This window comes from Streptomyces sp. V3I7 (assembly GCF_030817495.1).
Classification (GTDB): domain Bacteria; phylum Actinomycetota; class Actinomycetes; order Streptomycetales; family Streptomycetaceae; genus Streptomyces.
Genome location: NZ_JAUSZK010000001.1, coordinates 5,588,550 through 5,613,740, shown reverse-complemented (window position 1 = coordinate 5,613,740; position 25,191 = coordinate 5,588,550). Strand labels below are relative to the sequence as shown.

The window sequence follows — 25,191 nt, the reverse complement described above, 5'->3', positions numbered from 1 at the left end:
GCCCGGTGGACGGGGCCACCGTACTTCAGGCCGCTCCTGCTCCGCCCTTCGTGTCCCGGTCGTCGTCGACGATCTCCGCGTCCACCACGTCCTCCTCCTCGGCTGCTCCGTGCGACCCGGCCGAACCGGCGGGGCCTGCGGAGCCCGCGGAGGCGTCCGGGGCGGACTGCTGGGCCTGGGCGTACATGGCCTGGCCCATCTTCTGGCTCACGGAGGCGAGTTTCTCGGTGGCCGTACGCAACGCCGCCGTCTCCGCGTTCTGTTCGAGCAGCCTCTTCAGCTCGGCCGTCGCGTCCTCCACCTCGGCCCTGGTCTCGGCGGGCACCCGCCCCTCGTTGTCCCGGATGAACTTCTCGGTCTGGTAGACGAGTTGCTCGGCCTGGTTGCGGGTCTCGACGGACTCGCGGCGCTTGCGGTCCTCCTCGGCGTACTGCTCGGCCTCCCGCATCATGCGGTCGATGTCGTCCTTGGGGAGGGCCGAGCCGCCGGTGACGGTCATCTTCTGCTCCCGGCCGGTGGCGAGGTCCTTGGCGGAGACGTGCATGATGCCGTTGGCGTCGATGTCGAACGCCACCTCGATCTGCGGCACCCCGCGCGGCGCGGGCGGCAGCCCGGTCAGGTCGAAGACGCCGAGCTTCTTGTTGTACGCGGCGATCTCCCGTTCGCCCTGGTAGACCTGGATGCCGACCGACGGCTGGTTGTCCTCGGCCGTCGTGAAGATCTCCGAACGGCGCGTCGGGATCGTCGTGTTGCGCTCGATGAGCTTGGTCATGATGCCGCCCTTGGTCTCGATGCCCAGGGACAGCGGGGTGACGTCGAGGAGCAGGACGTCCTTGACGTCGCCGCGGATGACGCCCGCCTGGAGCGCGGCGCCGACGGCCACGACCTCGTCGGGGTTGACGCCCTTGTGCGGCTCCTTGCCGGTGAGTTCCTTGACCAGGTCGGTGACCGCGGGCATCCGGGTGGAGCCGCCGACGAGGATGACGTGGTCGATCGCGGAGAGGTCCACCTTGGCGTCCTTGACCGCCTGGTGGAAGGGGGTACGGCAGCGGTCCAGCAGATCGGCGGTGAGTTCCTGGAACTGGGCGCGGGTGAGCGTCTCGTCGAGGTGCAGCGGGCCCTCCGCGGAGGCGGTGATGTACGGGAGGTTGATGGACGTCTCGGAGGAGGACGACAGCTCGATCTTGGCCTTCTCGGCGCCCTCGCGCAGCCGTTGCACCGCCATCTTGTCGTTGCCGAGGTCGATGCCGTAATGCCCCTTGAACTTCTTGACCAGGTACTCGACGATCCGCTGGTCCCAGTCGTCGCCGCCCAGGTGCGTGTCGCCGTTGGTGGCCTTCACCTCGATGACGCCGTCGCCGATCTCCAGGAGGGAGACGTCGAAGGTGCCGCCGCCGAGGTCGAAGACGAGGACGGTCTGCTCCTCGCCGCGGTCGAGGCCGTAGGCGAGGGCGGCGGCGGTCGGCTCGTTGATGATCCGCAGCACCTTGAGCCCGGCGATCTCGCCGGCCTCCTTGGTGGCCTGCCGCTGGGCGTCGTCGAAGTACGCCGGGACGGTGATCACCGCGTCGGTGACGTCCTCGCCGAGGTAGGACTCGGTGTCCCGCTTCAGCTTCTGCAGCACCCGTGCCGACAGCTCCTGCGCGCGGTAGCGGGTGCCGTCGATGTCGCCGCTCTCCGGGAAGCGCCAGCCTCCGTCTCCCATGTGCCGCTTGACCGAGCGCGCGGTGCGCTCCACGTTCGTCACGGCCTGCCGCTTGGCGACCTCGCCGACGAGCACCTCGCCGTTCTTGGCGAAGGCCACGACGGACGGCGTGGTCCGCGCCCCCTCGGCGTTGGCGACGACGGTGGGTTCGCCGCCCTCCAGGACGGCCACCACCGAGTTCGTCGTCCCCAGATCGATCCCGACCGCGCGCGCCATCTCCGTCCCCTTCCGCCAGGGCACTTCCCGAATCCAGCACAAAACCTGCGTGCGCCGTTGTCAATGCCGGGTACCCCGAAACGGCGAAGCCGCGCCTCCGGCGGCGGGGGCGCGGCCTCGGGGTGGTACGGCGGTCAGGCGAGCTTGGCCGTGAGGGTGATCGGGGTGGCGGCCAGGGCCCGGCTGACCGGGCAGTTCTTCTTGGCGTCCTCGGCGGCGGCGACGAAGGTGTCCTCGTCGATGCCGGGAACGGTGCCCTCGACGTTCAGGTGGATGCCGGTGATGCCCTCACCCGGCTGGAAGGTGACGTCGGCCGAGGTGACGAGCTTGGTGGGCTGGTGACCGGCGCTGCTCAGGCCGTGCGACAGGGCCATGGAGTAGCAGGCGCAGTGCGCGCCGGCGATCAGTTCCTCGGGGCTGGTCCTGCCATTCGGCTCCTCGGAGCGCGACGGCCACGACACCGGGTACGTGCCGATGCCGGAGGAGTCGAAGGTGACGTCGCCGCTGCCCTGGAGCAGATTGCCTTCCCAGACGGTGTGTGCGGTGCGCGTGGTTGCCACGGTGGGGTTCCCTTTCGTGCGAGGGGCGGGGTGCCCGTTCCCGGACTCCGGGTTCGGATCGTCCCCATCCGACCACACTCGGGCTACCGGCCGTCGTAGCCCGCGGTCGACTCCGGCTACCGGCCGTCGTAGCCCGCGGTCGGCATCGACAGCCGCCGGTGGACGCGGGCCTTCATCTGGGCGTCGTACGACGGCTCCGCGCGCCCGACCGTCTCCACGCGCACCCCGCGCCGGGCGCACTCCTCGGTGAACTCCTCCACGGAGGACAGCGCACTCTCCAGCACGCGCAGGCTGGGCGCGACGAACAGGTCGGCGCCGGGGCGGACCCCGTCCCACAGCACGCAGTGGTCCGGGCGCAGTCCCCGGACCAGCAACTCGCGGGCGACGACGTACCCGTGCTCGGCCGCCCAGCGGGCGCACATCGCGTGCTGGCTGCGGGAATCCACGAGGAAAGGATCCGCCTCAAGCTCCGTCAACGGTGTCAGACTCGCGATCGCCGTGACCCGAACCGGTCCCATGGCGTCCCCCTCACCTCCGGGTTTCGCCGCCGACCCTACCCCCGCCCCCGGACTTCGCGGGAGTCGCGCGAAGGGAGCAAACAAGGTGCCGGTGGACATCCCCGGACGGGTCCGCGCACCGTCACGCCGTCCGTCCGGGCGAGAACTCGCACGTACGTTCACTCACGGGCGCCTCGTTCGACGGACAGCGCTGCGACAGCGCTACGCCAGCACCCGTGAGCCCCCCACCGGAAGGTCCCACAGGTCCTCGCGGTCCAGTCCCGCCTTCTCCCAGGCGACCCGTACCCGGGTCAGCGGTTCGAGGACGGGCTCGGCGGAGAGGACGAACGTGCCCCAGTGCATCGGGGCCATGCGGCGCGCGCCGAGGTCCTGGGCGGCCTGGACCGCCTCCTCCGGGTCGCAGTGGACGTCACTGAGCCACCAGCGCGGGTCGTACGCGCCGATCGGGAGCAGGGCGAGGTCGATGCCGGGGTAGCGGCACCCGATACGGGTGAACCAGTGGCCGTAGCCGGTGTCGCCGCCGAAGTAGACGCGCCGGCCGTCGGGGTCGGTGAGCACCCAGCCGCCCCACAGGCTGCGGCAGGTGTCGGCGAGGGTGCGCTTGGACCAGTGGTGGGCGGGCACGAAGTCGAAGCGGACGCCAGTCAGTTGGGACGCCTCCCACCAGTCCAGCTCGGTCACGACCGTGAACCGGCGCCGCCGGAACCAGCGGCCGAGCCCCGCGGGCACGAACACCGGGGTGTCGCGCGGGAGTCGGCGCAGCGTCGGGGCGTCCAGGTGGTCGTAGTGGTTGTGGCTGATGACGACGGCGTCGACGCGCGGCAGCGCGCTCCAGGCGACGCCCACGGGCGTGATGCGGGCCGGGGTGCCGAGGATCCGGCGGGACCAGACGGGGTCGGTGAGCACGGTCAGGCCGCCGATCCGGAGCACCCAACTGGCGTGTCCCGCCCAGGTGATGGCGACGGTGCGGGCATCGGCGCGGGGCAGCGGGCCGGGTTCGTAGGGCAGCAGCTGGATGTCGGAGAGGCCGTCGGGGCCGGGGCGTACGGCGCCCTCACGGGCGAAGCGGGCAAGGGCCTTGAGGCCGGGCAGCGGGGCGGTGAGCCGGTCGTGGAACGCCCGCGGCCAGAACCGGCGTTCGCCGAGCGGGCGGGGTTCGGCGAGCGGCGGGAACGGGGGTGTGAAGGGGGTGGGTGCTGTCTGAGCCGTGCTGCCGCCGAGGACGCCGGCGTCGTCGGCGGTGGCGCTGATGGGTGTCGGGGCCGTGGTGGGCGACTCGGACTGCTGCGTCATCGAGGAGGCTCCCATCGCCGAGCGTCGTCGCGGAGATCGTCGAAGACCGACCTCAAGGAGTTCAACGCGCGTTGCACATGTGGCAGTTCCAACGGTGCGGGTGCGGTGAGGCATTCCGTGCGTTCCTCGTCCGTTCTCCCCAGCAGCGGGGCCGTCGCGAGCCGCACGCGCAGCGCCCCCAGGTCATCGCCGAAGCGCTGGCCGCCGGGCGCCGGCATGCCGAGACGGGTGGTGAGATAGTCCTCCAACTCCTGTGCATCGCCGATTCCTTGGGCATCGAGCGCGGAGCGCAGCGGGTCGAGGTCGGCGTAGAGATGACGTCCGGCCTGCGGCGGCCGGGACAGGGCTGCGGTGGTGACGGCGTCGTGCGCCGCCTCGGCCACGCGCGCGTGCAGGCGTACGGACTGCTCGCGGCGTTCGACGACGGGCCGGGGCTCGTCGAGCGCGTACGCGGCGGCGGCCGCGACCGGGCCCGCGACGCGCGCGTCCAGCGCGGTGAGCACGTCGAGCACGCGCGCGTGGAGCGTCTCCCCGGTCTCGCCCGCCGGGAAGCGGGCGACGGCCGCGGGCCAGTCGGACGGCAGCAGGGCGCCGGCCAGGTCGCTGACGACGGTGACCCGGTCCGGCAGCATCTCGGCGGGGCTGAGCAGCACGGTGTCGTGCGGGGCGTGCACCGTGTCGCGCCAGGTCTCGTCGCTGACCAGGTGCAGTCCCTCGCCCTCGGCCGCCTCGACGGTCTCGTGCAACAGTTCGGGCGGGGCGACGGTGGCGGTGGGGTCGTCGGCGACGGAGAGCACGAGCAGCCGCGGCTCGCCGCCCTCGGCGCGCACCCGGCGCACGGTCTCCAGCAGGGCGTACGGATCCGGGACGCCGCCGCACTCGACGGGGGTCGGGACGTGGAACAGGGGCCGCCCCAGCAGCCGGGCGTACGGCGCCCACCAGGCGGCGCAGGGGCGGGGCACCAGGACGTCGCCGCCGAGCGCGGCGGTCAACGCGAGCAGCAGCGACGGGGCGCCGGGTCCGGCGGCCACGCGGCCGGACCCGGTGGGCAGCCCGCGCCGGGTCCAGTAGCCCGACGCCGCGTCGAGGAGGCCGGGTTCGCCGCCGAGCGGCTCCGGGCCGGTGCGGTGTGCGGCGGCCGCCAGGGCGTCGGCGAGTTCGGGCAGGACCGGCAGTCCGTCGCCGGGGAGGGACGGCCCGTAGCGGACGGGGCCGTGGCCCTCCGGCTCCCTCCGCCACATGTCGCCTCCGCGCAGTCCGTGGTCCGTGCCCGTCAGCCGTCCGTGTCGTTCCTGCGCTGGGCCAGCCGGTGCGCGGCGGCGGCGAACGCGCCCGCGATCAGCACCCCGCCGGCGGCCAGGGCCGGTACGGAGGCGGTGCCGACGGTGCCCGCTCCCGCCTCCACCCCGTGGTCGAGGGCGTCCTGACCGCAGCTGTCCTCACCGCCCCGCGACGACTCGGTGCCGTCACAGGTCCTGCCGCCGTCGTCACCGGGGCCGCCGTCCGTGCGCCCGTCCTGGTCGCGGCCGGTGTCCTCACCGCCGATGTCCTCACCGCCGGTGCCCTCACCGCCGGTGCCCTCACCGCCGGCGTCGCCGCTGTCGCCGCGTCCGCCGTAGCTCTCGTCACCGCCGTCGCCCCCGGCCCCCTCGTCCCCGCCCGGCGGCAGTGACGCCTGCGCGGTCCACGGCTGCGTCTTCTTCTGCCCGTCCGATCCCGAGCAGGCGCCGTCGCTCTTCTTCCCGGCGCCGTCCCGACCGGCGTCACCGGTGCCGCCGGTGCCGCCGGTGGCCTCGCCCAGCGACAGCGTCTGCGGCTCGAAGGCCGGCGGGGTGGCACCCACGGTGTCCGGGGCGCCCCCTCCGGTCGGGGCCGGGGCACAGCTCGCGGACGCGGTGAGGCCACCGCCTGTCTCGGCGGCGCCCGGACCGGTCTGTGCGGACGCGGCCGAGGCGGTGCCCACGGCCACGCCGGCCAGGGCGGCGACGACAAGGGCACGGGCGGTGCGGCGCATGAGGGAACTCCTTGGAGCCGACGGCTGCGGACGGGCACGGCGCTCGTGCCCCGCAGCCATCACAGCCCGCCCGGCCCCGGCCCGCGCGCGGCCGGACCCCATTAGCGGGACGCCCACGGCCTATCGGGTGAGCCGGGGACCCGTACGGCTCCGCCCAGCGAAACGAACCGGACCGGCTGACCGGTTAGGCCACGTCCCGCAGCACCTGGTCCCGCACCCGGTGGCAGCAGCGGCTGATCACGCGGGAGACCTGCATCTGCGAGATGCCCAGCTCCTCGGCGATCCGGTTCTGCGTCATGTCCCCGAAGAACCGCAGGTACAGGATCCGCTGCTCGCGCTGCGGCAGCTCGGCCAGCTCGGGCTTCACGGCCTCCCGGTCCACGACCGCCTCCACTGCGGGGTCGGGCTCGCCGAGGGTGTCGCTCAGGGAGTAGCCGTCCTCGCTGCCGGTCACCTCCGCGTCCAGCGACAGCGCGGCGCAGCCGTCCAGCGCCTGGAGTCCCTCGCGTACGTCGGCCTCGCTCAGGTCCGCGTGCTCGGCGAGCTCCGCCACGGTGGGCTGCCGCCCCGGCGCGGCCTGCGTCAGCTCCTGGACGGCGGTCTGCACCTGGGTACGCAGGTTCTGGAGCCGGCGCGGGACGTGCAGCGTCCACATGTGGTCGCGGAAGTGCCGCTTGATCTCACCGGTGATGGTGGGCACGGCATAGCTCTCGAAGGCGTGGCCGCGTGCCGGGTCGTACCGGTCGACCGCCTTGACCAGGCCGAGGGCCGCTACCTGCCGCAGATCCTCGGTGCTCTCGCCGCGGCCCCGGTACCGTCCCGCGATCCGGTCGGCCATCGGCAGCCACGCCTCGACGATCTCGTCACGGACCCGGTCGCGCCGCTCTCCGGGCGGCAGTGCGCCCAGCCTGCGGAACGCCACCTGGGTGTCGGGGGCGTCGTCGTGCGGGTGGTGTCGCGTGCGTGCTCGATTCGGCATGGTGCGTCGCAACTCCTCAGAGACTCGGGGTCGACAGTCGCCGTGGGAGCGCCGTCGCTACGGACGCGGCGCGCCCGTAGCGACGGCTCGTCGCTCCCACGGGCCCTTGTCCGAAAGCACTGTCACTGCATCTGCCCTCGGCCTCCGGGCGCAAACCCCGTCTCTTCCCGCCCAAACGGGCATGCCCCGGGATGGCGGACGCGTGTGTCGGCCGCCGTCGTATGGGTACGCGATGCGCCAAGCGCACCCCCTGAGAAAGGCTGGAGGGAGCCATGCAGCGAGGCAGTGACCGGCTGAGTTTCCACCGGGACGACGAGATGAAGCACGAGATGCAGGGCATGCTCAGGTCCGGGCACCCGACGCGGGCCGTGGACTGGCGCGGCCCGGAGCCTCCGGCTGACGACGACCCCGAACTGTGGCGGGGCCCGGTGGTACCGGCGACCAGCTCGGAGCCGTCGCTGGAGTCGGTACGCCTGGAACTGGCGCGGTTCCTGGGGCGCGGGGCGTTCCCCGCGGGCCCGGACGAGCTGGCCGGCCGACTGCGCCGCGGGAACGCGCCCGACGAGCTGGTCGAGGGAGTCCAGGAGCTGGCGGGTCCGGCACGCTTCAACAACCTGGAGGCACTGGCCGAGGCGCTGACGCACGCCTGAGACCCCACGCCCCTTCCCGCACGTCACCGAACGCCGTCGACACCGGGCGCCACCACGGCACCCGGTGTCGACGCCGTCCGGACACCAGCGCTCCCGCCGCTCGGCCGCTCAGCACGCCCGGCCGCTCAGCGAACTCAGCGCCCAGCGCGCTCGGTCGCTCAGCCGCTTCAGTCGCTCTGCGCGACCGTCCCTCCGCAGGCCCGTTCGCGGGCGCCCTCGCGGGTGCGGTTCGCGGCGACCAGGCGGCGCGGATTGCGGCGCAGGTACTCGCCCTCCAGCTGTGCCATGCGCTCGTTGTGGGCACGCAGCGCGTCGTTCGAGCCGTAGAGCAGCGTGTCGTGGCGCGTACGGTGGATCGTCTCCAGCTCCTTCATGAGCTGCTGGTCGTCCAGCCGGTCCGGTTCGACTCCGGTCATGGTGTGCCCCGCTCGTCGTCGTGGCCTCACGTTCCTGGAACCACTGTACGAACATCCGGGGCGGCGGGCCTGGCAGAGCCGGGGCGGGGCTTCAGCGGGCGCGCTCCACGCGCCGTTCGTCCCAGACGGGCTCCGGTGTCTCCCGTACCCGGCCGTCGGCGCCGAAGACCAGGAAGCGGTCGAAGGAGCGGGCGAACCAGCGGTCGTGGGTGACCGCGAGGACCGTGCCCTCGAAGGCCTCGAGGCCCTCCTGGAGGGCCTCGGCGGACTCCAGGTCGAGGTTGTCGGTGGGCTCGTCCAGGAGCAGGGCGGTGGCGCCCGCCAGCTCCAGCAGGAGGATCTGGAAGCGGGCCTGCTGGCCGCCGGAGAGCCGGTCGAAGGACTGCTCGGCCTGGCCGGTCAGCTCGTAGCGGCGCAGCCGGGACATGGCCGCGCCCCGGTCCTGCGCGTGCTCCTTCCACAGGATGTCGAGGAGCGTGCGGCCCTGGAGCTCGGGGTGCGCGTGGGTCTGCGCGAAGTGTCCGGGCACGACGCGCGCGCCGAGCTTCCACTGCCCCGTGTGCGCCACGTCGTCGCCGGCGAGCAGGCGCAGGAAGTGGGACTTGCCGGAGCCGTTGGAGCCGAGGACCGCGACCCGCTCGCCGTAGAAGACCTCCAGGTCGAACGGCCTCATCAGCCCGGTCAGCTCAAGGCCCGTGCAGGTGACGGCTCTTACACCCGTCCGGCCGCCCTTCAGCCGCATGGTGATGTCCTGCTCGCGCGGCGGCTCGGGCGGGGGTCCGGCCTCCTCGAACCGGCGCAGCCGGGTCTGGGCGGCCTGGTAGCGGGAGGCCAACTCGTGGCTGACGCTGGCGGCTTGGCGCAGGTTCAGCACCAGCTTCTTCAGCTGGGCGTGCTTCTCGTCCCAGCGTCGGCGCAACTCCTCGAAGCGGGCGAACCGTTCGCGCCGCGCCTCGTGGTAGGTGGCGAAGCCGCCACCATGCACCCAGGCGTCGGCGCCCGTGGGCGAGGGCTCGACGGAGATGATCTTCTCGGCGGCGCGGGAGAGGAGTTCGCGGTCGTGGGAGACGAAGAGCACCGTCTTGCGGGTCTCCTTCAGCCGCTCCTCCAGCCAGCGCTTGCCGGGCACGTCGAGGTAGTTGTCGGGCTCGTCGAGCAGCAGCACCTCGTCGGTGCCGCGCAGCAGTGCCTCCAGCACCAGGCGCTTCTGCTCGCCGCCGGAGAGGGTGCGCACCTGACGCCACTGGGCCTTGTCGTAGGGCACGCCGAGCGCGGCCGTGGTGCACATGTCCCACAGCGTCTCGGCCTCGTAGCCGCGCACCTCGGCCCAGTCGGAGAGGGCCTGCGCGTAGGCGAGCTGGGCGGCCTCGTCGTCTGGGGGCACCTCCCAGGCCGTTGAGGCACTGGGGGAGATCATGAGGGCGTGCTCGGCCTTGTCGACGGCCCGCGCGGCCTCCTGGATGCGCGGGGGCGCGACGGACACCAGCAGGTCGCGTACGGTCGTCTCGTCCCGTACGGAGCCCACGAACTGGCGCATCACGCCGAGCCCGCCGCTCACGGTGACCGTGCCGCCGTGCGGTTTCAGCTCGCCGGAGATCAGCCGGAGCAGGGTCGTCTTGCCCGCGCCGTTGGGGCCGACCAGGGCGACGGCGGCGCCTTCGCCGACCCGGAAGGAGACATCGCCGAGCAGCACCCTGCCGTCGGGGAGGTGGTACTCGAGGTGCGCGGCTTCCAGATGTCCCATGAGGAGGCATTCTGTGCGCCACCCGCGAGCCGGGGCAAACCGTTATCCCGCCGCGTCCCCGGGCACCGGCTCGCCGGTCGGGCCGCCCTCCCCCGCCGGACGCACGAGCGCGCCCGCCCAGGACAGCGCCTTCCAGCCGTCGGCCGGGGAGCCCTCCAGGACGACGACACCGGTGTTCTCGAGCGGGTGGGCGGCGGCGAAGGGCACGTCGACGTTGAGGGCGCGGGCCGCCGTCCACAGCCGGATGGCGGCGCCGTGACTGATCAGGGCGGCGGTCCGGGTCCCGTTGCCGGCGGCCTCGGCGACCACGGCGTCGTACCGCGCGAGGGTCTCCGCACCGCTCTCCCCGCCGGGCATCCGCAGCGCGGTGTCCCCGTCCGCCCAGGCGAACACGGTCTTCATGTACAGCTCGCCCGGCGCCGAGTCGCCACTCATCATCTCCAGGTCGCCCGCGGTCACCTCGCGGATGCCGTCCCGGACGTGGACGTCCAGTCCCCGGGCGGCGGCCAGCGGGGCGGCCGTCGCTTGCGCACGGATCAGGGTGGAGGCGTAGAGCGCGTCGATGTCCTCGTCGGCGAGCGCCTCGGGCAGGGCGGCCGCCTGCCGCTCGCCGAGGGAGGTCAGCCCCGGGCCCGGCGGCACCGTGTCGAGCAGCCAGTCGAGGTTGGACGGGGTCTGACCGTGGCGGATGAGGAGCAGACGCATACAGGACCACCTCTCGCTCGATCGCGCCGGCGGCGCCGAACGGGGGCCACCGGGAGTCGACGACGCTGGATACGGCCACATCAGGGTACCCGCCCCTCATGAGCCCTGACGTCGATCTCACCGTCCAGCGCCCCGGCCGGACCACCGCCCGCATCTGGCTGCTCGCCCTCGACAACCGGCTGTTCGAGGTGGCCGCCGAGCGGCGATGGCCGGGCGCGGAGCGTGTCCTGCCTCGGCTGAGCCGGAGCGCGAACCACGGAGTGCTGTGGTTCGCGACGGCGGCCGCGATGGCGGCGATCCACACGCCCCGGGCCCGCCGTGCCGCCACCCGCGGCATCGCCTCCCTGGCCGTCGCCTCCCTCACCATCAACACCCTCGGCAAGCGCTCGGTGCGCCGCCCCCGGCCGACCCTGGAGCTGGTCCCGGTGGTGCGGCACCTGAAGCGGCAGCCGATCACGACCTCGTTCCCGTCCGGGCACTCCGCCTCGGCGGCCGCGTTCGCCGCCGGAGTCGCGCTGGAGTCCCCGGCGTGGGGCGCCGTGCTGGCGCCGGTGGCGTTCTCGGTCGCCATGTCCCGCGTCTACACCGGGGTTCACTTCCCGAGCGACGTCCTCGCGGGCGCCGCTCTCGGCGCGGGTACCGCGTTCGCCGTACGGGCCCTGGTGCCGGCCCGCACCCCGGCGTCGTCCCGCCCGGCCCGGGCGCCGCGTCCCGGGGCGATCGGCGTTCCCGGGCGCAGGGAGGCGCCCGTCGCCCCGGCGCTGCCCGACGGCGCCGGACTGGTGCTCGTCGCCAACAAGGCGTCGGGCACCGCCGACCGGGTGGCGGCGCTGCGGGACGAGCTGCCGCAGGCGGAGATCGTCGAGTGCGAACCGGAGGAGATCGGCGCCGAGTTGGAGAAGGCAGCGGCCCGCGGCCGGGTCCTCGGCGTGTGCGGCGGTGACGGCACGGTCAACGCGGCCGCCGCGGCGGCCCTGCGGCACAAGAAGCCGCTCGCGGTGCTGCCGGGCGGCACGCTCAACCACTTCGCGTACGACCTGGGCGTGGAGGGCGCGCGGGACCTCGCCCGCGCCGTCCGCGAGGGCGAGGCGGCGTGTGTGGACGTGGGCCGGTTCGTCTCCCGCGAGCACGAGGGCGTCTTCCTCAACACACTGAGCCTCGGCGTGTATCCGGAGCTGGTGCGCGTACGGGAGCGGTGGTCGGGGCGGATCGGCGGCTGGCCGGCCGGGGTGCTCGCGGCGCTGCGCGTCCTGCGCACCGACCAGCACCCCCTGCAGGCCGAACTCGGCGGCCAGAAGCGCCCGTTGTGGATGCTGTTCGCCGGCAACTGCATGTACCACCGCATGGGGCTGGCCCCCGCCCGCCGTCGCGATCTCGCGGACGGACAGCTCGACGTCCGGGTCGTGCACGGCGGCCGCAGGCCGGCGCCGCGTCTGCTCGCCGCCGCCTTCGCGGGCCCGCTGACCCGCTCCCCCGCCCATGCCGCGATCCAGGTGCAGCGGCTGAGCCTGGCCGGTGTCTCGCCGGGCACGCCCCTGGCGTACGACGGCGAGGTCACCGAGGTGTCGGGCGACGTGGTGCTGGAGAAACTGCCGCGGGCGCTCACGGCCTACCGGCCGCTGCCGTAGAGCTGAGAAGGCACCCGGTGTCCGCATGGTGAAACGCGGGGTCTCACCATGCGGCATCAGGACGTACGGTGACGCGGTACCGCCGATGAGGGCGGCAGCCGTGACACGAAGAGGTGGAGCATGCCCAAGCAGCAGGAGACCGCCGTCTACACGCACGGGCACCACGAGTCGGTGCTGCGTTCGCACAGCTGGCGGACGGCCGCCAACTCGGCCTCCTATCTGCTCGGTTCGCTCAAACCGCACATGCGGATCCTGGACGTCGGCTGCGGCCCGGGCACCATCACCGCCGACCTGGCGGCGCTGGTGCCCGACGGCCGGGTCACCGGCGTCGACCACGCGCCGGGCATCCTGGACCGGGCCCGTCTGACGGCCGCCGAACGCGGCCTGGCGAACGTCGACTTCGCGGTCGCGGACGTGCACGCCCTCGACTTCCCCGACGACACGTTCTGCGTGGTCCACGCCCACCAGGTGCTCCAGCACGTCGGCGACCCGGTGCGGGCGCTGCGCGAGATGCTCCGGGTCACCAAGCCGGGCGGTTTCATCGCCGTCCGCGACGCCGACTACTCGTCGATGGCCTGGTACCCGCAGGTGCCGGGCCTGGACGACTGGCTGGACCTGTACCGCAGGGTGGCCCGCGACAACGGCGGTGAGCCGGACGCGGGGCGGCGGCTGCGGTCCTGGGCGCTGGCCGCGGGGCTGACGGACATCACGGCCACGTCCGGCACCTGGACGTTCGCCACCCCGGACGAGCGGGCGTGGTGGAGCGGACTGTGGGCGGACCGGACCGTCGACTCGTCCTACGCGGAGCGGGCCGTGGAGCGCGGCCACGCGAGCGGCGAGCAGTTGCGGGCCATCGCCGGGGCCTGGCGGGAGTGGGGCGGGCGGGAGGACGGCTGGTTCGCGGTCCTGCACGCGGAGCTGCTCTGCCGCAAGCAGGCCTGACCCGTCGAACGTCCCGTGTTCTGAGGTGAGTTCGCCCGCGCAGCGGGATGAGCCGAGCGTGGCTCGCGATCCCGCGCGCCGAGCCGGCCTGCCGCAAGCAGGCCTGACCCGTCGAACGTCCCGTGTTCTGAGGTGAGTTCGCCCGCGCAGCGGGATGAGCCGAGCGTGGCTCGCGATCCCGCGCGCCGAGCCGGCCTGCCGCAAGCAGGCCTGACCCGTCGACTGCCCGCGGATCTAGGGGGAGTTCAGCCACGCAGCGCGTCGAGCCGCCGCCTGGCCGGGCCCAGGGACCGGCCCCGGTCCATCGCCCCGGCCCACGGGCGGGTACGGGCCTGGTCGGCGGCGTCGGCGACGGTCCAGCGGCGTGCGTTCAGGCCCGGGTCGGACAGCTGGTCCCAGGTCAGCGGGACGGCGACGGGGGCGCCCGGCCTACGGCGCACGGAGTAGGGCGCGACGGCGGTCTGCGCGTAGGCGTTGCGCTGCACGTCGAGATAGAGGCGGTCGCCGCGGTCCTTCTTGCGGGCGGCCGTGGTGAGCCGGTCGGGGTGGTCGGCGGCGAGCGTCTCGGCGACATCGCGGGCGAAGGCGCGTACCTCGTCGAAGTCGTGCCGCCGGGTGAGCGGGACGACGACGTGCAGTCCGCGTGAGCCGGTCGTCATCAGCGCCGACGGCAGTCCGAGGCGGTCGAGCAGTTCGCCGAGCCACCTGGCCGCCTCGCGCACCGGCGCGAAGTCGTCGCCGGGCGGGTCGAGGTCGAAGACCATCCGGTCCGGCCGGTCGGGCCGGTCCGTCCGCGACAGCCAGCGGTGCAGGGTGAGGCAGGCCTGGTCGACGAGGAAGAGGAGAGGGTGGCGGTGTCGTCGCAGACGACGTGCGTGAGCGTGCCGTCCTCCTTGGCCACCTCGGCCCGGGTGATCCACTCGGGGTACTCGTCCGGGGCGTTCTTCTGCATGAAGGACGGGCCGTCGATGCCGTCCGGGTACCGCTCCAGCATCAGCGGCCGCCCGCGCAGCTGCGGCAGCATGAAGCGGGCGACGGACCGGTAGTAGTCGACGAGGTCGCTCTTGGTGTACGCCGGGGCGGTCCCCGTCGGCGGGGAAGAGCACCTTGTCGGGCCGCCGGACCTCCACCGTACGGCGGCCGGCCCGGACGGTCCGTACGTCGTCGCTCACAGGGTGACGGCCTCCTCGACCAGCAGCCGTCCGGCCGCCGCGATCGCCTCGGCGTCGATGCCGGCGGCGCGCAGCTGCTCGTCGGGCGACGCCGAGCCCGGCATCGTGCGCACGGCCAGACGGACCAGACGGGGCACGGGCCTGCCGTCGGTGAACGCCTCCGCGACCGCGTCCCCGAGGCCGCCCTCCTCGTGGTGGTCCTCGACGGTGACCAGACAGCCGGTCTCCTCGCCGGCCCGGCGCAGCGTCTCCCGGTCGACGGGCTTGACCGAGTACAGGTCGATGACCCGCACGGGGATGCCCTCGGCCGCGAGCGCGTCGGCGGCGGCCAGTGCCTCGTGCACGGTGACCCCGGCGGCGACGACGGTCAGCCGGTCCTCGCCGGAGAAGCGCAGCACCTTGCTGCCGCCGACCGGGAACTCCTCGTCGGGGCTGTAGACGACGGGGCTCGCGCCGCGCGAGGTGCGCAGATAGCGGACGCCGTCGAGGTCGGCCATGGTGGCGACGAGCTTCGCGGTCTGGTTGGCGTCGCACGGGTACAGCACGGTCGAGCCGTACACCGCGCGGAACATGGCCAGGTCCTCCAGGCCCATCTGGGAGGGCCCGTCCTGGCCGATCGCGACGCCCGCGTGCGAGCCGACGAGGTTGATGCCGGAGCCGCTGATCGACGCCATGCGCACGAAGTCGAAGGCGCGCGTGAAGAAGGCGGCGAACGTCGACGCGTACGGCACCCAGCCGCGCGTCGCCATCCCGACGGCCGAGGCGACCATCTGCTGCTCGGCGATGTAGAACTCGAAGAACCGGTCGGGATGCTCCTTGGCGAAGAACTCGGTGCGGGTGGAGTCCCCGACCTCGCCGTCCAGCGCGACGACGTCTCCGCGCGCGGCGCCGAGCGCGGCGAGCGCCTTGCCGAAGGCGTCGCGGGTGGCCACCTCGTCCCCGATGTCGAAGCGCGGGAGCTCCAGCGGGCTCGTGGCCACCGGGGGCCGCACCCGGTCGGCGGGCGGCCCCTGCACCGCCACCTGGAGGTCACGGACGCCGCCCAGCTCGGCGACGGCCTCCTCCGCGTCCGGCAGGGGCTTGCCGTGCAGGCCCTCGCGGTCCTCGACGGAGGCGACGCCCTTGCCCTTGAGGGTGCGGGCGAGGATCACGGTGGGCTGTCCTGTGGTGGACTCGGCCTCGCCGTAGGCACGGTCGACGGCGTCCACGTCGTGTCCGTCGACCTCCACCGTGTGCCAGCCGAAGGCCTGGAATCGGCGGGCGTACGCGTCGAGGTCGTGGCCGTGCCGGGTGGGTCCGCGCTGGCCGAGCCGGTTGACGTCCACGATCGCCGTCAGGTTGTCCAGATTCTCGTACGCCGCCTGCTCCGCCGCCTCCCACACGGAGCCCTCGGCCAGCTCGCTGTCGCCGCACATCACCCACACCCGGTAGCCGGTGTGGTCCAGCCGCTTCCCGGCGAGCGCGATGCCGACGGCGATCGGCAACCCCTGTCCGAGCGAGCCGGTGGCCGTCTCCACCCACGGCAGCTGCCGCGGGGTCGGGTGCCCTTCGAGCCGGCTGCCCAGTTCACGGAAGGTGAGCAGCTCGTCGTCGTCCACGGCTCCGGCCGCCTTGTACGCGGAGTAGAGCAGCGGCGAGGCGTGGCCCTTGGAGAGCACGAAACGGTCGTTGGCCGGGTTGCCCGGGTTCTCGAAGTCGTAGCGCAGGTGGCGGGCGAGCAGCACCGCCATCAGGTCGGCGCCGGACATCGAGGACGTCGGATGCCCGGACTCCGCCGCCGCGGCGGCCCGCACGCTGTCCACGCGCAGCTGCTGGGCGAGTTCGACGAGCTCGGCGGTGTTCATGAGTCTCCTCCCGAGGGGATGCCGGGGCGTTGCGGGCGCGGCCTCCCGCGATCACACGGACGGCCCGTCGATGACGCGGACGCCCCGCCGCTCACGCGGCACGCTCCGACGATCACGCTACGTGGCCGTCGCAGGGCGCGCATCCGGTACGTACCAGTGCGTATCCGGTGCGCGAGGCGCGGTGTACCGGGACACGGGCCCTGTCCTTGGCCTCGGGTACCCGAGGCCAAGGACGCATAACGCGTGCCTCCGCGCGTATGCGCACTCCGCGGGTCACGGACCGGACGGCCCGATCCGCCGAAGGGATCACCTGCCGCGGCGGCCCCAACTAGGCTCGTCCGTATGGAGATTCTGGGCGCCTCACTGCGTATCTGTGTCAGCGACCTCGATGCCGCGATCCCCTTCTACGAACGTCTCGCGGGCGGCAGAGCCGAGCGGTTCGAGCGCGGGGGCGTCCAGGTCGCCGCGGTGGGCTCCTTCCTGCTGATGAGCGGCCCGGAGGCGGAGCTGGAGCTGCTGCGCAAGGTGACCGCGACCATCGCCGTCAAGGACGTGGACGAGGCCCACCGGCTGCTCACGGACCTCGGCGCCCATGTCGTCGCGGGCCCGGTGGCGACCCCGGCGGGACGCAACCTGCTCGCGGTGCATCCCGACGGGACCGTGTTCGAGTACGTGGACCACCACGGCTGACCGGCCGCGGGCGTCTCACGGCGCGGCGGGCCGCATACGGAAGTCGTAGGACGCGGGCAGCGGACCCGCGCCGAGGCGGGCCCACAGATGGCTGACCGTCTCCGCCCCCTCCCGCAGGTCCGCCACCTCGAAGCCGTCCTCGAAGACGGCGCGGGCCTCCTCGCGCCGTCCCTCGGCGAGCAGCAACTCGGCCTCCAGGAGCCGGAATCGGCCGCGTTCGCGGGTGGCCGGGTCGAGCCGGTCCCACACCGCGCGGGCCTGTTCGGTGCGCCGCAGCCGCAGCAGCGTCTCCAGCGCCTCGCGCCCGAGCGCGGCCGCGGCGGCCGGCCACGCGTCGCCGGCCTCGCGCGGCTCCTCGTCCAGCGCCTCGCCGCGCTCGCGGCACAGGTCGTCGAACGCGTCGGCGTACCGGTCGGCGGCCCGCTCGTGGTGGCCGGACTCCTCGTCGGCGACGGCGAGGCAGCGCAGCAGCGGCCAGCGGGAGGAGGCGCGTCGCAGCGCCCGTTCCCAACTGCGCACCGCCTGCGCCCGGTCGCCCGCGTGCCACTGGGCGACGCCGAGGTGGTACTCGGTGAGCGGGGTGGCGGGGGCGGTCTCCAGCATGTCCCGCCAGTGCGGGGCGACCAGCGTCGGGCCGGGCGGCCGGGGACGGCGCGGGGCGGGCAGGGTGCCGGAGCGCAGCAGCTCCCGCCATGGCGCCTGGTCCGCGTCGAGCGTGGCCTCGCTGAACGGGGTGCCGGGCAACTTCCGTGCTCCGTACAGGACTTCGAGCGCGCCCCAGCCGGACCCGGTGGCGAGCGTCTCGCCGGGTTCGGCGTCGGCGTACGGCTTCCAGGCGGCGTAGGCGGCGTCGACCTCCGCGCGCGGCAAGGCCGCGTCGAGCCGCTCCTCCGCCCCGCGCAAGGCCTCGGTCCACTCGCCGTCCGGGGGCGCGGTCAGCGGGCCGTACGCCTCCAGCCAGGACACCTCGCTCTCCGCTTCCAGCCGTACGTGCTCCAGCTGGGTGCGGGCGAGGCCGGCCTGGATCTCGCAGTAGCCGCCGGTGCCGGGCTCGGTGAGCCACCGCTGCCAGCGCCGCCCACCGGGCCCGGAGCCCCACACGAACAGCTTGCGGCCGCGCAGCACGTCGGTCGAGGTCTGCACGAGCCCGTGCCCGTCGGCGTCGAGCGCGGCGATCCAGCGGCGCCGCCCCTCGGGCACCTCATAGAAGTAGTCGGCGGCATAAGGGCTGTTGAGCGGGTACGTCCGGTCGATGCCGTCGTACGCCGGGACGGGCACCCGGCGCAGCCTGCGCTCGTAGCCGAACTGCCAGGCACGCGACGCCGGGGCAAGGACCCGGCACTCCTCGGGCACGGCGATGTTGGACCACCAGTAGGTGGGCACGGGACGCTCGTGCGGGTTGCGGACGCGGACGCCGGCGTAGAGGAAGTCGGAGCCCTCGGGCAGCCACAGGTCGACCTGGAAGGGCAGGTCGCGCAGCCGCTCCCACTCCCACAGGCGGATCATCGGGGTGCCGTCGGGGCCGGGGACGAGGGCGGCATGCAGCGGGGAGCAGGAGAGGGTGGTGTGGCCGGTGGCGCCGATGTTCCATTCGATGCCGCCGGAGTACCAGGCTCCGTTCAGGGCGAAGTTGGCGGGCTGCAGCACCGGGTTGCGGTAGAGGAGTTCACGGCCGGTCCGCACGTGAACCAGGGAGGCGATGCGGCCGCCGAGGCCGGGCAGCACGGTGGCGCGCAGCCTCTCGTTCTCGATCACGAGGGCGTCGATCGCCCGCGGTGCGCGCGTTCTGCCGTAGCCGTCGCGGACGCGCGCGGGCAGCAGGCTGCGCAGGCGGGCGTAGTCGACCTGGCGGGCCATGTCGGGCGGCAGGTCCGCCTTGTCGCGGTCGTCGAGGCGGTGGACCTCGTCGAGGGGCCGCAGCGGGGGCAGCGGGTTGTCGGGCCCCGACTCCGCGGTGGGCAGGGTCAGTACCTCACGTCGGATCGTCGTCACGACGACCATGGAACCCGGTCGCCGGGGAACCGGCCAGGGGCGCTACGAGTCAGGATTCCGCAAAGGTGCCGGATACCGCCTGCCGGTATCCGGTGGTCATGAAGGTCGGCCGTGAGCCGTCATCTCGGCGGTGAGCGCCCACCGTTCGTGGTCCCGCCAGGCCCCGTCGATGTAGAGCATGTCGGGCGAGTAGCCCTCCAGCCGGAAGCCGGCCCCGCGGGCGAGGGCGATGGACGCGGTGTTGCCGGGCTGGACGTTGATCTCCAGCCGGTGCAGCCCCATGGGCCCGAAGGCGTGGCCGATCACCAGGGTCATGGCCTCGCGCATGTACCCGCGTCCGGCGGCGTGCGCGAAGGCCCCGTAGCCGAGGGCGCCGCTCTGGAAGGCGCCCCGGACGATGTTGTTGATGTTGATGTAGCCGGCCAGGGCCCCGCTGTCCTTCTCGCAGACCAGGAACCCGGCCCGTGCCGGGTCCTCGATCAGCGGTGCCGCGTACGCGGTGTAGGCCTCGTCGGTGGTCGGCGGGGTCAGCCAGGGGTGGTGCAGGTCCTTGCTCTCGCGCGCGCGGGCGGTGAACTCCGGGCCGTCCTCGTAGGTGAAGGGGCGTATGCCCACGCGGGGGCCCTCGGCGAGAAAGCGGGAGGCGTCGTTCGGCATCGCGTCACTCTACGCCGCTGCCGCCGCGCCGCTTCGTGACGTACGCACCGCACAGCCCGCCGATCGCCGCGGTGGCGAGCAGGGCCGTCCACAGGGGGATGGTGACGTCGGAGACCAGCAGCCGGACGCGGATGGCCCGCCGGTTCTCGAAGACGAAGATCAGGACGAGGACGATCAGCGCGAGCACGGTGCTGCGGCCACCGCTCCAGCCGCCGGTGGCACCGCCGCTCTCGGGGGTCTTCGCACCCATGCGACCAGGGTGGGCCCGCGGTCCGCGCAGCGCACGGCGGGGGCGTCCTCCGGGTGAAGCGCCCGCCGGTCACGGGCACCGGCCACCCCGCGGCCGGTGCCCGTGGCGGCGGTCAGCGCAGCGCGGGCTCGTCCAGCGTCAACGTGCCCTTGTCCGCGTCCAGTTCGGCCCGTACGCCGAAGGGGACCGTCAGCGCGTCGTCGCCGTGGCCGAAGCCCAGCTCCTCCGCCACCGGCACCCCGAGCGCGCCGAGCCGGTCGGCGAGGACGGGGCGCAGCAGCTCGTAGGGCCCGCATCGGGCCCAGGAGCCGAGGCCGATGCCCCTGACGCCGTCGAGCCAGCCGGAGCGCCGGAGCTGGGTGAGCATCCGGTCGACGCGGTACAGCTGTTCGCCGACGTCCTCGATCAGCAGCAGTCCGCCGCGGGCACCGGTGTGGGCGAGCGGCGTGCCGAGGTCGCCGGCGAGCAGGGCGAGGCAGCCGCCGAGCGTGACGCCCCTGGCCCGCCCGGGGACCAGGGCCGTGCCACCGGTGGCGATGGTCCGCACGGTCTCCGGGGTGAACAGGGTCGCCTTCAGGTGCTCCTGCGCCCGGGCGCTCTTGATGAAGTCGACGCCGGCGGCCGCGGGGCCGTACAGGGTGACCAGGCCCAGCCGGGTGGCGAAGGCCTGGTGCAGCACGGTGACGTCGCTGAAGCCGACGAGCACCTTCGGGCCCGCCGCGCGCATCGCGTCCCAGTCGAGCAGGTCGACCATGCGCTGGGCGCCGTAGCCGCCGCGGGCGCACAGCACGGCGTCCACCGCCGGGTCGCACCAGGCCTGCTGGAGGTCGGCGGCCCGGTCGGCGTCCGCGCCCGCGAGGTAGCCCAACACACCGTGCCGGTGGAGCACATGGGGTGCCACGACCGGGTCGAGGTCCCAGCCGCGCAGGATGTCGAGGCCGGCCTGGAGCCGCTCCTCCGGCACCGGGCCGCTCGGGGCGACGACCGCCACGCGCGCACCGGGGGCGAGTCGCGGCGGGCGCAGGAGTTCCTTCACCCGGACACCTCCAGCTTGGGGATCTCGGGGACGCTGAGGCCGAACACCTGGGCGTACAGCGAGAGTTCTGCCTCCAGGGCGCGCACCATGGTGTCGGCCCGCCGGAATCCGTGCCCCTCCCCCTCGAAGGTGAGGTAGGCGTGCGGCACCCGCCGGCCCCGGAGCCGGTCGAGGAAGCGCTCGCACTGCACGGGCGGGCAGATGACGTCGTCCAGGCCCTGGAGCAGCAGGAAGGGCGCGGTGATCCGGTCGGCGTGCTCGCTGGGCGAGCGCTCGGCGTACCGCTCGGGCACCTCGGCGAGCGGGCCGACCAGGCCCTCCAGATAGCGCGACTCGAAGTCGTGGGTCTCCCCGCTGCCCCAGCCGGCGAGGTCGAGGATGGGGTAGCTGATGGTGCCGCAGGCGTAGACGTCGGTTCTGGTCAAAGAGGCGGCGGCGGTCCAGCCGCCCGCGCTGCCGCCCCGGATGGCGAGCCGGTCCCGGTCGGCGGTGCCCTCGTCCGCGAGGGCGAGGGCGACGGCCGCGCAGTCCTCGACGTCGACGACGCCCCACTGCTCGCGCAGCCGGTCGCGGTACTCGCGGCCGTAGCCGGTGGAGCCGCCGTAGTTGACCTCGGCGACGCCGATGCCGCGCGAGGTGAAGTAGGCGATCTCCAGGTCCAGCACCAGCGGTGCCCGGCCGGTGGGCCCGCCGTGCGCCCAGACGACGTACGGCGGCAGCTCGCCCTCGGGTGCCGCGCGGCCCGGGTGGTGGGGCGGATAGATGTGGGCGTGCACCTCGCGTCCGCCGGGGCCGGTGAAGGTGCGGATCCGCGGCTGGGGGTAGTAGGCGGAGTCGACCGGGTCGGTGTGCCGGGCGCCGACCACCCGGGCCCGGCCGGTCCGCGCGTCCAGCTCGACGACCTCGTACGCGCTGTACGGCCCGGCGCCCACGGCGGCGATCCGGTCGCCGTGCACGGCGAGGGCGGGGGCGAACTCGGTCCACGGACCGACCGCGTCGACGAGCTCGCCCGTCTCGGGGTCGAGGACGCCGAGCGCGTTGCCGCCCCGGCCGTGGAGGACCGCGATCAGACCGCTGTCCTGCGGGGCGAACCAGCGCTGCCCGAGCTTCCACAGCGGGCCGCCGAACTCCTCCTCGCGCGGACAGAGCGGCTCGCCGTCGCGGTACAGGTTCCACCAGCCGGTGCGGTCGCTGGCGTACAGCAGACGGCCGTCGGCCGACCACTCGACCTGGGCCACGGACTCCCGCGGGCCGCCCGCCACCGTGCGCGCCTCGCCCAGCGTGCCGTCGGCCGTGACCTCGGCGAGGAGCAGCTCGGTGCCGTCCCAGGGCATGCAGGGGTGGTCCCAGGCCAGCCACGCGGCACGCCGTCCGTCGGGCGAGAGCCGGGGTCCGGTGACGAACCGGCGCCGGTCGTCGGTGAGTTCGCGTACGGCACCGCGGTCCTCGGCGGCCGAGCCGTCGAGCGGTACGGCGGCCAGGACGCGGCGCAGGTCGCCCGGCCCCTCGCCGGTGAACTCCTCCAGTACGCACCACACTTCGCCGCGCTCCGGGTCCACCAGCGGCTCCGCCCAGCGCAGTCCGCCGCCCACCGGCGACACGGGCGTCAGGGGGCGCGGCTCGCCGCCGGGCTCGTACACGTACAGCCGCTGGTCGGCGAAGTGCACGAAGACCACGAGGGGTTGGCCGTCCCGGAGGACCCCGGCCCAGGGCTGTCCGCCGTACTCGATGACGCGGCTGCGCACGTTCCAGGGCGCGGGCAGCACGGACTCCTCCGTGCCGTCCGCGCGGCGCCGTACGAGCGTGCGGCGGCCGCCCTCGGCGGGCCGGGGCTCGGTCCACCAGGTCTCGTCGCCGACGAAGCCGACCCACTCGGGGTGTCCGTCGTGCGCGGCGGCCAGCGCGGCGTCAATGGGCGACGGCCAGGAGCCGTAGGCCATGATCTGCATGCTGTCGTCCCCCATCATGTGTCCCTCATCATGTGTCGCTCGCTAGGCCGTCCGCAGGAACCGGTCGAGGACGCGGACGCCGAAGTGCAGTGCCTCGACCGGGACGCGCTCGTCGACCCCGTGGAAGAGCGCCCCGTAGTCGAGGCTCTCGGGCAGCTTCAGCGGAGTGAAGCCGTAGCCGGTGATGCCGAGCCGCGAGAACTGCTTGGCGTCGGTACCGCCCGTCATGGAGAAGGGCACCACGTGCCCCTCGGGCGCGAACTCCTCGACGGCGGCTCGCATCTTCGCGAACGTCGGCGAGTCCACCGGCGCCTGGAGGGCCACCTCGCGGTGCTCGAACTCCCAGTCCACGTCCGGGCCGGTCAGCAGGTCGAGCGTGGTGCGGAACTCCTCCTCGCCGCCGGGCACACAGCGCCCGTCCACATGGGCCACGGCCTCGCCCGGGATCACGTTGACCTTGTAACCGGCGTCCAGCATGGTCGGGTTGGCGCTGTTGCGGACGGTGGACTCGACGAGCCTGGCGGCCGGGCCGAGCTTCTCCAACAGCCCTTCGACGTCGCTCAGGTCGGTCTCGATGCCGTACAGCGCGGCGAGTTCGGTGAGGCAGGCGCGCACCGTCGGGGTGAGCCGCAGTGGCCACTCCTGCTCGCCGATCCGGGTGATCGCGGCGGCGAGCCGGGTCACCGCGTTCTCCCGGTTGGCCTTGGAGCCGTGCCCGGCCCGGCCGCGCGCGGTCAGCTTGAGCCACGCGGTGCCGCGCTCCCCCGCGGCGATGGGGTAGATCTGCCGCCCACCGCCGTCGTGGAAGGTGTACGCGCCCGACTCGCTGACGCCCTCGGTGCAGCCCTCGAAGAGGCCGGGGTGCCGGTCGGCGAGGAAGCCGGAGCCGTCCTCGGCGCTGGCCTCCTCGTCGGCGGTGAACGCGACGACGATGTCCCGGCGTGGGCGGATGCCCTGGCGCGCCCAGAAGCGGATCACCGAGAGGATCATCGCGTCCATGTTCTTCATGTCGACCGCGCCCCGGCCCCACACCACCCCGTCGCGGACCTCCCCGGAGAAGGGGTGCACGCTCCAGTCGGCGGCCTCGGCGGGCACCACGTCGAGGTGACCGTGCACGAGCAGCGCGTCGGCGCCGGGGTCGGTGCCCTCGATGCGCGCGACGACGTTCGTACGCCCCGGCGTGCGCTCCAGGAGCACGGGTTCGATCCCCGCGGCCGCGAGTTGCTCGGCCGCGTACTCGGCGGCCGGCCGCTCGCGGCAGTCCCCGCCGCCCCGGTTGGTGGTGTCGATGCGAATGAGGTCGGACGTGAACCGGACGACCTCATCGAGTGCCGGCTGGTCAGCCATACTGCTCCTCCACCGCCGACGAGACGATCGTGGTGACCGCCTTGAAGGTGCGGATCGCTTCGTACATGGTGCCGCTGGTGTACGCCACCTTCCGCTCCCCGATGCGCGCGACGCCGGGGACGACGGTCGCGCTCAGCGCCAGGTGCTCGGCGTCGAACTCCACGGCGACGGTGAACGGGCCCGCCTCGACCGGCTCGTGCCGCACCGCGAGCGCGGCCGCCTCCTTGGCGGCGGCGCGGATGTCGGCGGCGGTCCGGCCCGGCGTACGGCACACGGCCGCGTACCGCGACACATGGTCCTTGACCGCGACCTTGAGCGCTTCGGGCGCGTACCCGAGCGCGTCCTCGCAGGCCAGGTCGTCTCCGGTGACCAGGACGACGGGCACCCCGTACTCGGCGACGACGTGCGCGTTGAGCAGTCCCTCGCTCGCCCGTACGTCGTTCAGCCACACCCCGGTGATGGAGTTGGCGAGGTAGGTGTGCGCGAGGATGCCCTCGGCGCCGGCGCCCGTGTGGTAGCCGACGAAGGCGATGCCGTCCACGTCCCCGTGCTGCACGCCCTCGACCATGGACAGCGACTTGTGCCGGCCGGTGATCATCTCCACCCGGTCGTCGAGCTGTTCCAGGAGCAGGTTGCGCATGCTCCAGTGGGCCTCGTTGACGAGCACCTCGTCGGCACCGCCGTCGAAGAAGCCCAGGGCCGCGGCGTTGACGTCGGAGGTGAACATGGCCCGGCACCGCTCCCACTGCGGCGTCCCCGGCAGCACGTCGGCCGGCCAGGTGACGCCGGTGGCACCCTCCATGTCGGCACTGATGAGGATCTTCATGGGCGGTCACGTTACGCGCCGACGAGGGAAGTTCCTAGGAAACGCCGGTGAGGGAAGT

Annotated in this window: 22 protein-coding genes and 1 pseudogene; 4 read left to right on the top strand and 19 right to left on the bottom strand. The window is 73.6% G+C overall.

Translation table 11 applies throughout. The features are described from left to right. Window positions 1–25: 25 nt before the first annotated feature. From dnaK to QFZ74_RS26020, 7 genes are all read right to left on the bottom strand, one after another. Complete coding sequence (dnaK, locus tag QFZ74_RS26050) at window positions 26–1,921, bottom strand: molecular chaperone DnaK (RefSeq protein WP_307623265.1); 1,896 nt, start codon at window positions 1,919–1,921, stop codon at window positions 26–28. 134 nt (window positions 1,922–2,055) lie between these two features. Then, a complete protein-coding gene (locus tag QFZ74_RS26045; RefSeq protein ID WP_307623264.1) occupies window positions 2,056–2,481 on the bottom strand; it encodes an OsmC family protein in 426 nt (141 codons plus the stop codon). Window positions 2,482–2,597: 116 nt separating this feature from the next. After that, window positions 2,598–2,999 (bottom strand): hypothetical protein, encoded by a 402-nt coding sequence (locus tag QFZ74_RS26040; RefSeq protein WP_307623263.1) that lies wholly within the window; start codon window positions 2,997–2,999, stop codon window positions 2,598–2,600. A 201-nt stretch (window positions 3,000–3,200) separates the two neighbouring features. Then, complete coding sequence (locus tag QFZ74_RS26035) at window positions 3,201–4,292, bottom strand: MBL fold metallo-hydrolase (RefSeq protein ID WP_307623262.1); 1,092 nt, start codon at window positions 4,290–4,292, stop codon at window positions 3,201–3,203. Then, on the bottom strand, window positions 4,289–5,533 hold the full coding sequence (locus QFZ74_RS26030) for an aminotransferase class I/II-fold pyridoxal phosphate-dependent enzyme (protein ID WP_307623261.1): 1,245 nt from the start codon (window positions 5,531–5,533) through the stop codon (window positions 4,289–4,291). The genes QFZ74_RS26035 and QFZ74_RS26030 overlap by 4 nt, the downstream gene beginning before the upstream one ends. 32 nt (window positions 5,534–5,565) lie before the next feature. After that, window positions 5,566–6,306, bottom strand: a complete 741-nt coding sequence (locus QFZ74_RS26025) for a hypothetical protein (RefSeq protein WP_307623260.1) — start codon at window positions 6,304–6,306, stop codon at window positions 5,566–5,568. Between the two features lie 184 nt (window positions 6,307–6,490). Further along, window positions 6,491–7,285, bottom strand: coding sequence for a SigB/SigF/SigG family RNA polymerase sigma factor (locus QFZ74_RS26020; RefSeq protein ID WP_307623259.1), 795 nt, complete (start codon window positions 7,283–7,285; stop codon window positions 6,491–6,493). Window positions 7,286–7,557: 272 nt separating this feature from the next. Between QFZ74_RS26020 and QFZ74_RS26015 the strand changes: the two genes are divergently transcribed. Then, a complete protein-coding gene (locus tag QFZ74_RS26015; protein ID WP_307623258.1) occupies window positions 7,558–7,935 on the top strand; it encodes a DUF2795 domain-containing protein in 378 nt (125 codons plus the stop codon). 167 nt (window positions 7,936–8,102) lie between these two features. On the opposite strand, the gene QFZ74_RS26010 is transcribed toward QFZ74_RS26015, so the two are convergent. From QFZ74_RS26010 to QFZ74_RS26000, 3 genes are all read right to left on the bottom strand, one after another. Next, entirely contained in the window at window positions 8,103–8,351 is a 249-nt protein-coding gene (locus tag QFZ74_RS26010) for a DUF6158 family protein (protein ID WP_307623257.1), read from the bottom strand. 91 nt (window positions 8,352–8,442) lie between these two features. Further along, window positions 8,443–10,095, bottom strand: coding sequence for an ABC-F family ATP-binding cassette domain-containing protein (locus QFZ74_RS26005; protein ID WP_307623256.1), 1,653 nt, complete (start codon window positions 10,093–10,095; stop codon window positions 8,443–8,445). A gap of 42 nt (window positions 10,096–10,137) precedes the next feature. After that, complete coding sequence (locus QFZ74_RS26000) at window positions 10,138–10,800, bottom strand: histidine phosphatase family protein (protein ID WP_307623255.1); 663 nt, start codon at window positions 10,798–10,800, stop codon at window positions 10,138–10,140. Between the two features lie 98 nt (window positions 10,801–10,898). On the opposite strand from QFZ74_RS26000, the gene QFZ74_RS25995 reads away from it, so the two are divergent. Further along, window positions 10,899–12,428 carry a bifunctional phosphatase PAP2/diacylglycerol kinase family protein gene (locus QFZ74_RS25995; RefSeq protein ID WP_373462437.1) on the top strand — a complete coding sequence of 510 codons (1,530 nt, stop codon included), beginning with the start codon at window positions 10,899–10,901 and terminating at the stop codon, window positions 12,426–12,428. A gap of 120 nt (window positions 12,429–12,548) precedes the next feature. Continuing rightward, window positions 12,549–13,370, top strand: coding sequence for a methyltransferase domain-containing protein (locus tag QFZ74_RS25990; protein WP_307623254.1), 822 nt, complete (start codon window positions 12,549–12,551; stop codon window positions 13,368–13,370). A gap of 245 nt (window positions 13,371–13,615) precedes the next feature. Here QFZ74_RS25990 and ligD read toward each other — a convergent pair. Next, window positions 13,616–14,542: pseudogene (gene ligD / locus QFZ74_RS25985) on the bottom strand (non-homologous end-joining DNA ligase). Then, window positions 14,539–16,386 (bottom strand): transketolase, encoded by a 1,848-nt coding sequence (locus QFZ74_RS25980; RefSeq protein ID WP_307623253.1) that lies wholly within the window; start codon window positions 16,384–16,386, stop codon window positions 14,539–14,541. The pseudogene ligD and the gene QFZ74_RS25980 overlap by 4 nt, the downstream one beginning before the upstream one ends. Before the next feature lie 342 nt (window positions 16,387–16,728). On the opposite strand from QFZ74_RS25980, the gene QFZ74_RS25975 reads away from it, so the two are divergent. Beyond that, window positions 16,729–17,076, top strand: coding sequence for a VOC family protein (locus tag QFZ74_RS25975; protein ID WP_307623252.1), 348 nt, complete (start codon window positions 16,729–16,731; stop codon window positions 17,074–17,076). A gap of 15 nt (window positions 17,077–17,091) precedes the next feature. Here QFZ74_RS25975 and QFZ74_RS25970 read toward each other — a convergent pair whose 3' ends face one another. The 7 genes from QFZ74_RS25970 to QFZ74_RS25940 all read right to left on the bottom strand — a co-directional run bounded on the left by QFZ74_RS25970 (window position 17,092) and on the right by QFZ74_RS25940 (window position 25,133). Then, a complete protein-coding gene (locus QFZ74_RS25970) occupies window positions 17,092–19,077 on the bottom strand; it encodes a DUF5107 domain-containing protein (RefSeq protein ID WP_307623251.1) in 1,986 nt (661 codons plus the stop codon). An 87-nt stretch (window positions 19,078–19,164) separates the two neighbouring features. Continuing rightward, entirely contained in the window at window positions 19,165–19,725 is a 561-nt protein-coding gene (locus QFZ74_RS25965; RefSeq protein WP_307623250.1) for a GNAT family N-acetyltransferase, read from the bottom strand. A 4-nt stretch (window positions 19,726–19,729) separates the two neighbouring features. Next, complete coding sequence (locus QFZ74_RS25960; RefSeq protein ID WP_307623249.1) at window positions 19,730–19,975, bottom strand: DUF1049 domain-containing protein; 246 nt, start codon at window positions 19,973–19,975, stop codon at window positions 19,730–19,732. 112 nt (window positions 19,976–20,087) lie between these two features. Beyond that, window positions 20,088–21,011, bottom strand: a complete 924-nt coding sequence (locus tag QFZ74_RS25955) for an LD-carboxypeptidase (RefSeq protein ID WP_307623248.1) — start codon at window positions 21,009–21,011, stop codon at window positions 20,088–20,090. Next, window positions 21,008–22,960 carry a prolyl oligopeptidase family serine peptidase gene (locus QFZ74_RS25950; protein ID WP_373462496.1) on the bottom strand — a complete coding sequence of 651 codons (1,953 nt, stop codon included), beginning with the start codon at window positions 22,958–22,960 and terminating at the stop codon, window positions 21,008–21,010. Before QFZ74_RS25950 ends, QFZ74_RS25955 begins: the two co-directional genes overlap by 4 nt. A 42-nt stretch (window positions 22,961–23,002) precedes the next feature. Then, window positions 23,003–24,307, bottom strand: a complete 1,305-nt coding sequence (locus tag QFZ74_RS25945; protein WP_307623246.1) for a M20/M25/M40 family metallo-hydrolase — start codon at window positions 24,305–24,307, stop codon at window positions 23,003–23,005. Next, window positions 24,300–25,133 (bottom strand): M55 family metallopeptidase, encoded by an 834-nt coding sequence (locus QFZ74_RS25940; protein WP_307623245.1) that lies wholly within the window; start codon window positions 25,131–25,133, stop codon window positions 24,300–24,302. The genes QFZ74_RS25945 and QFZ74_RS25940 overlap by 8 nt, the downstream gene beginning before the upstream one ends. Between the last annotated feature and the right edge of the window lie 58 nt (window positions 25,134–25,191).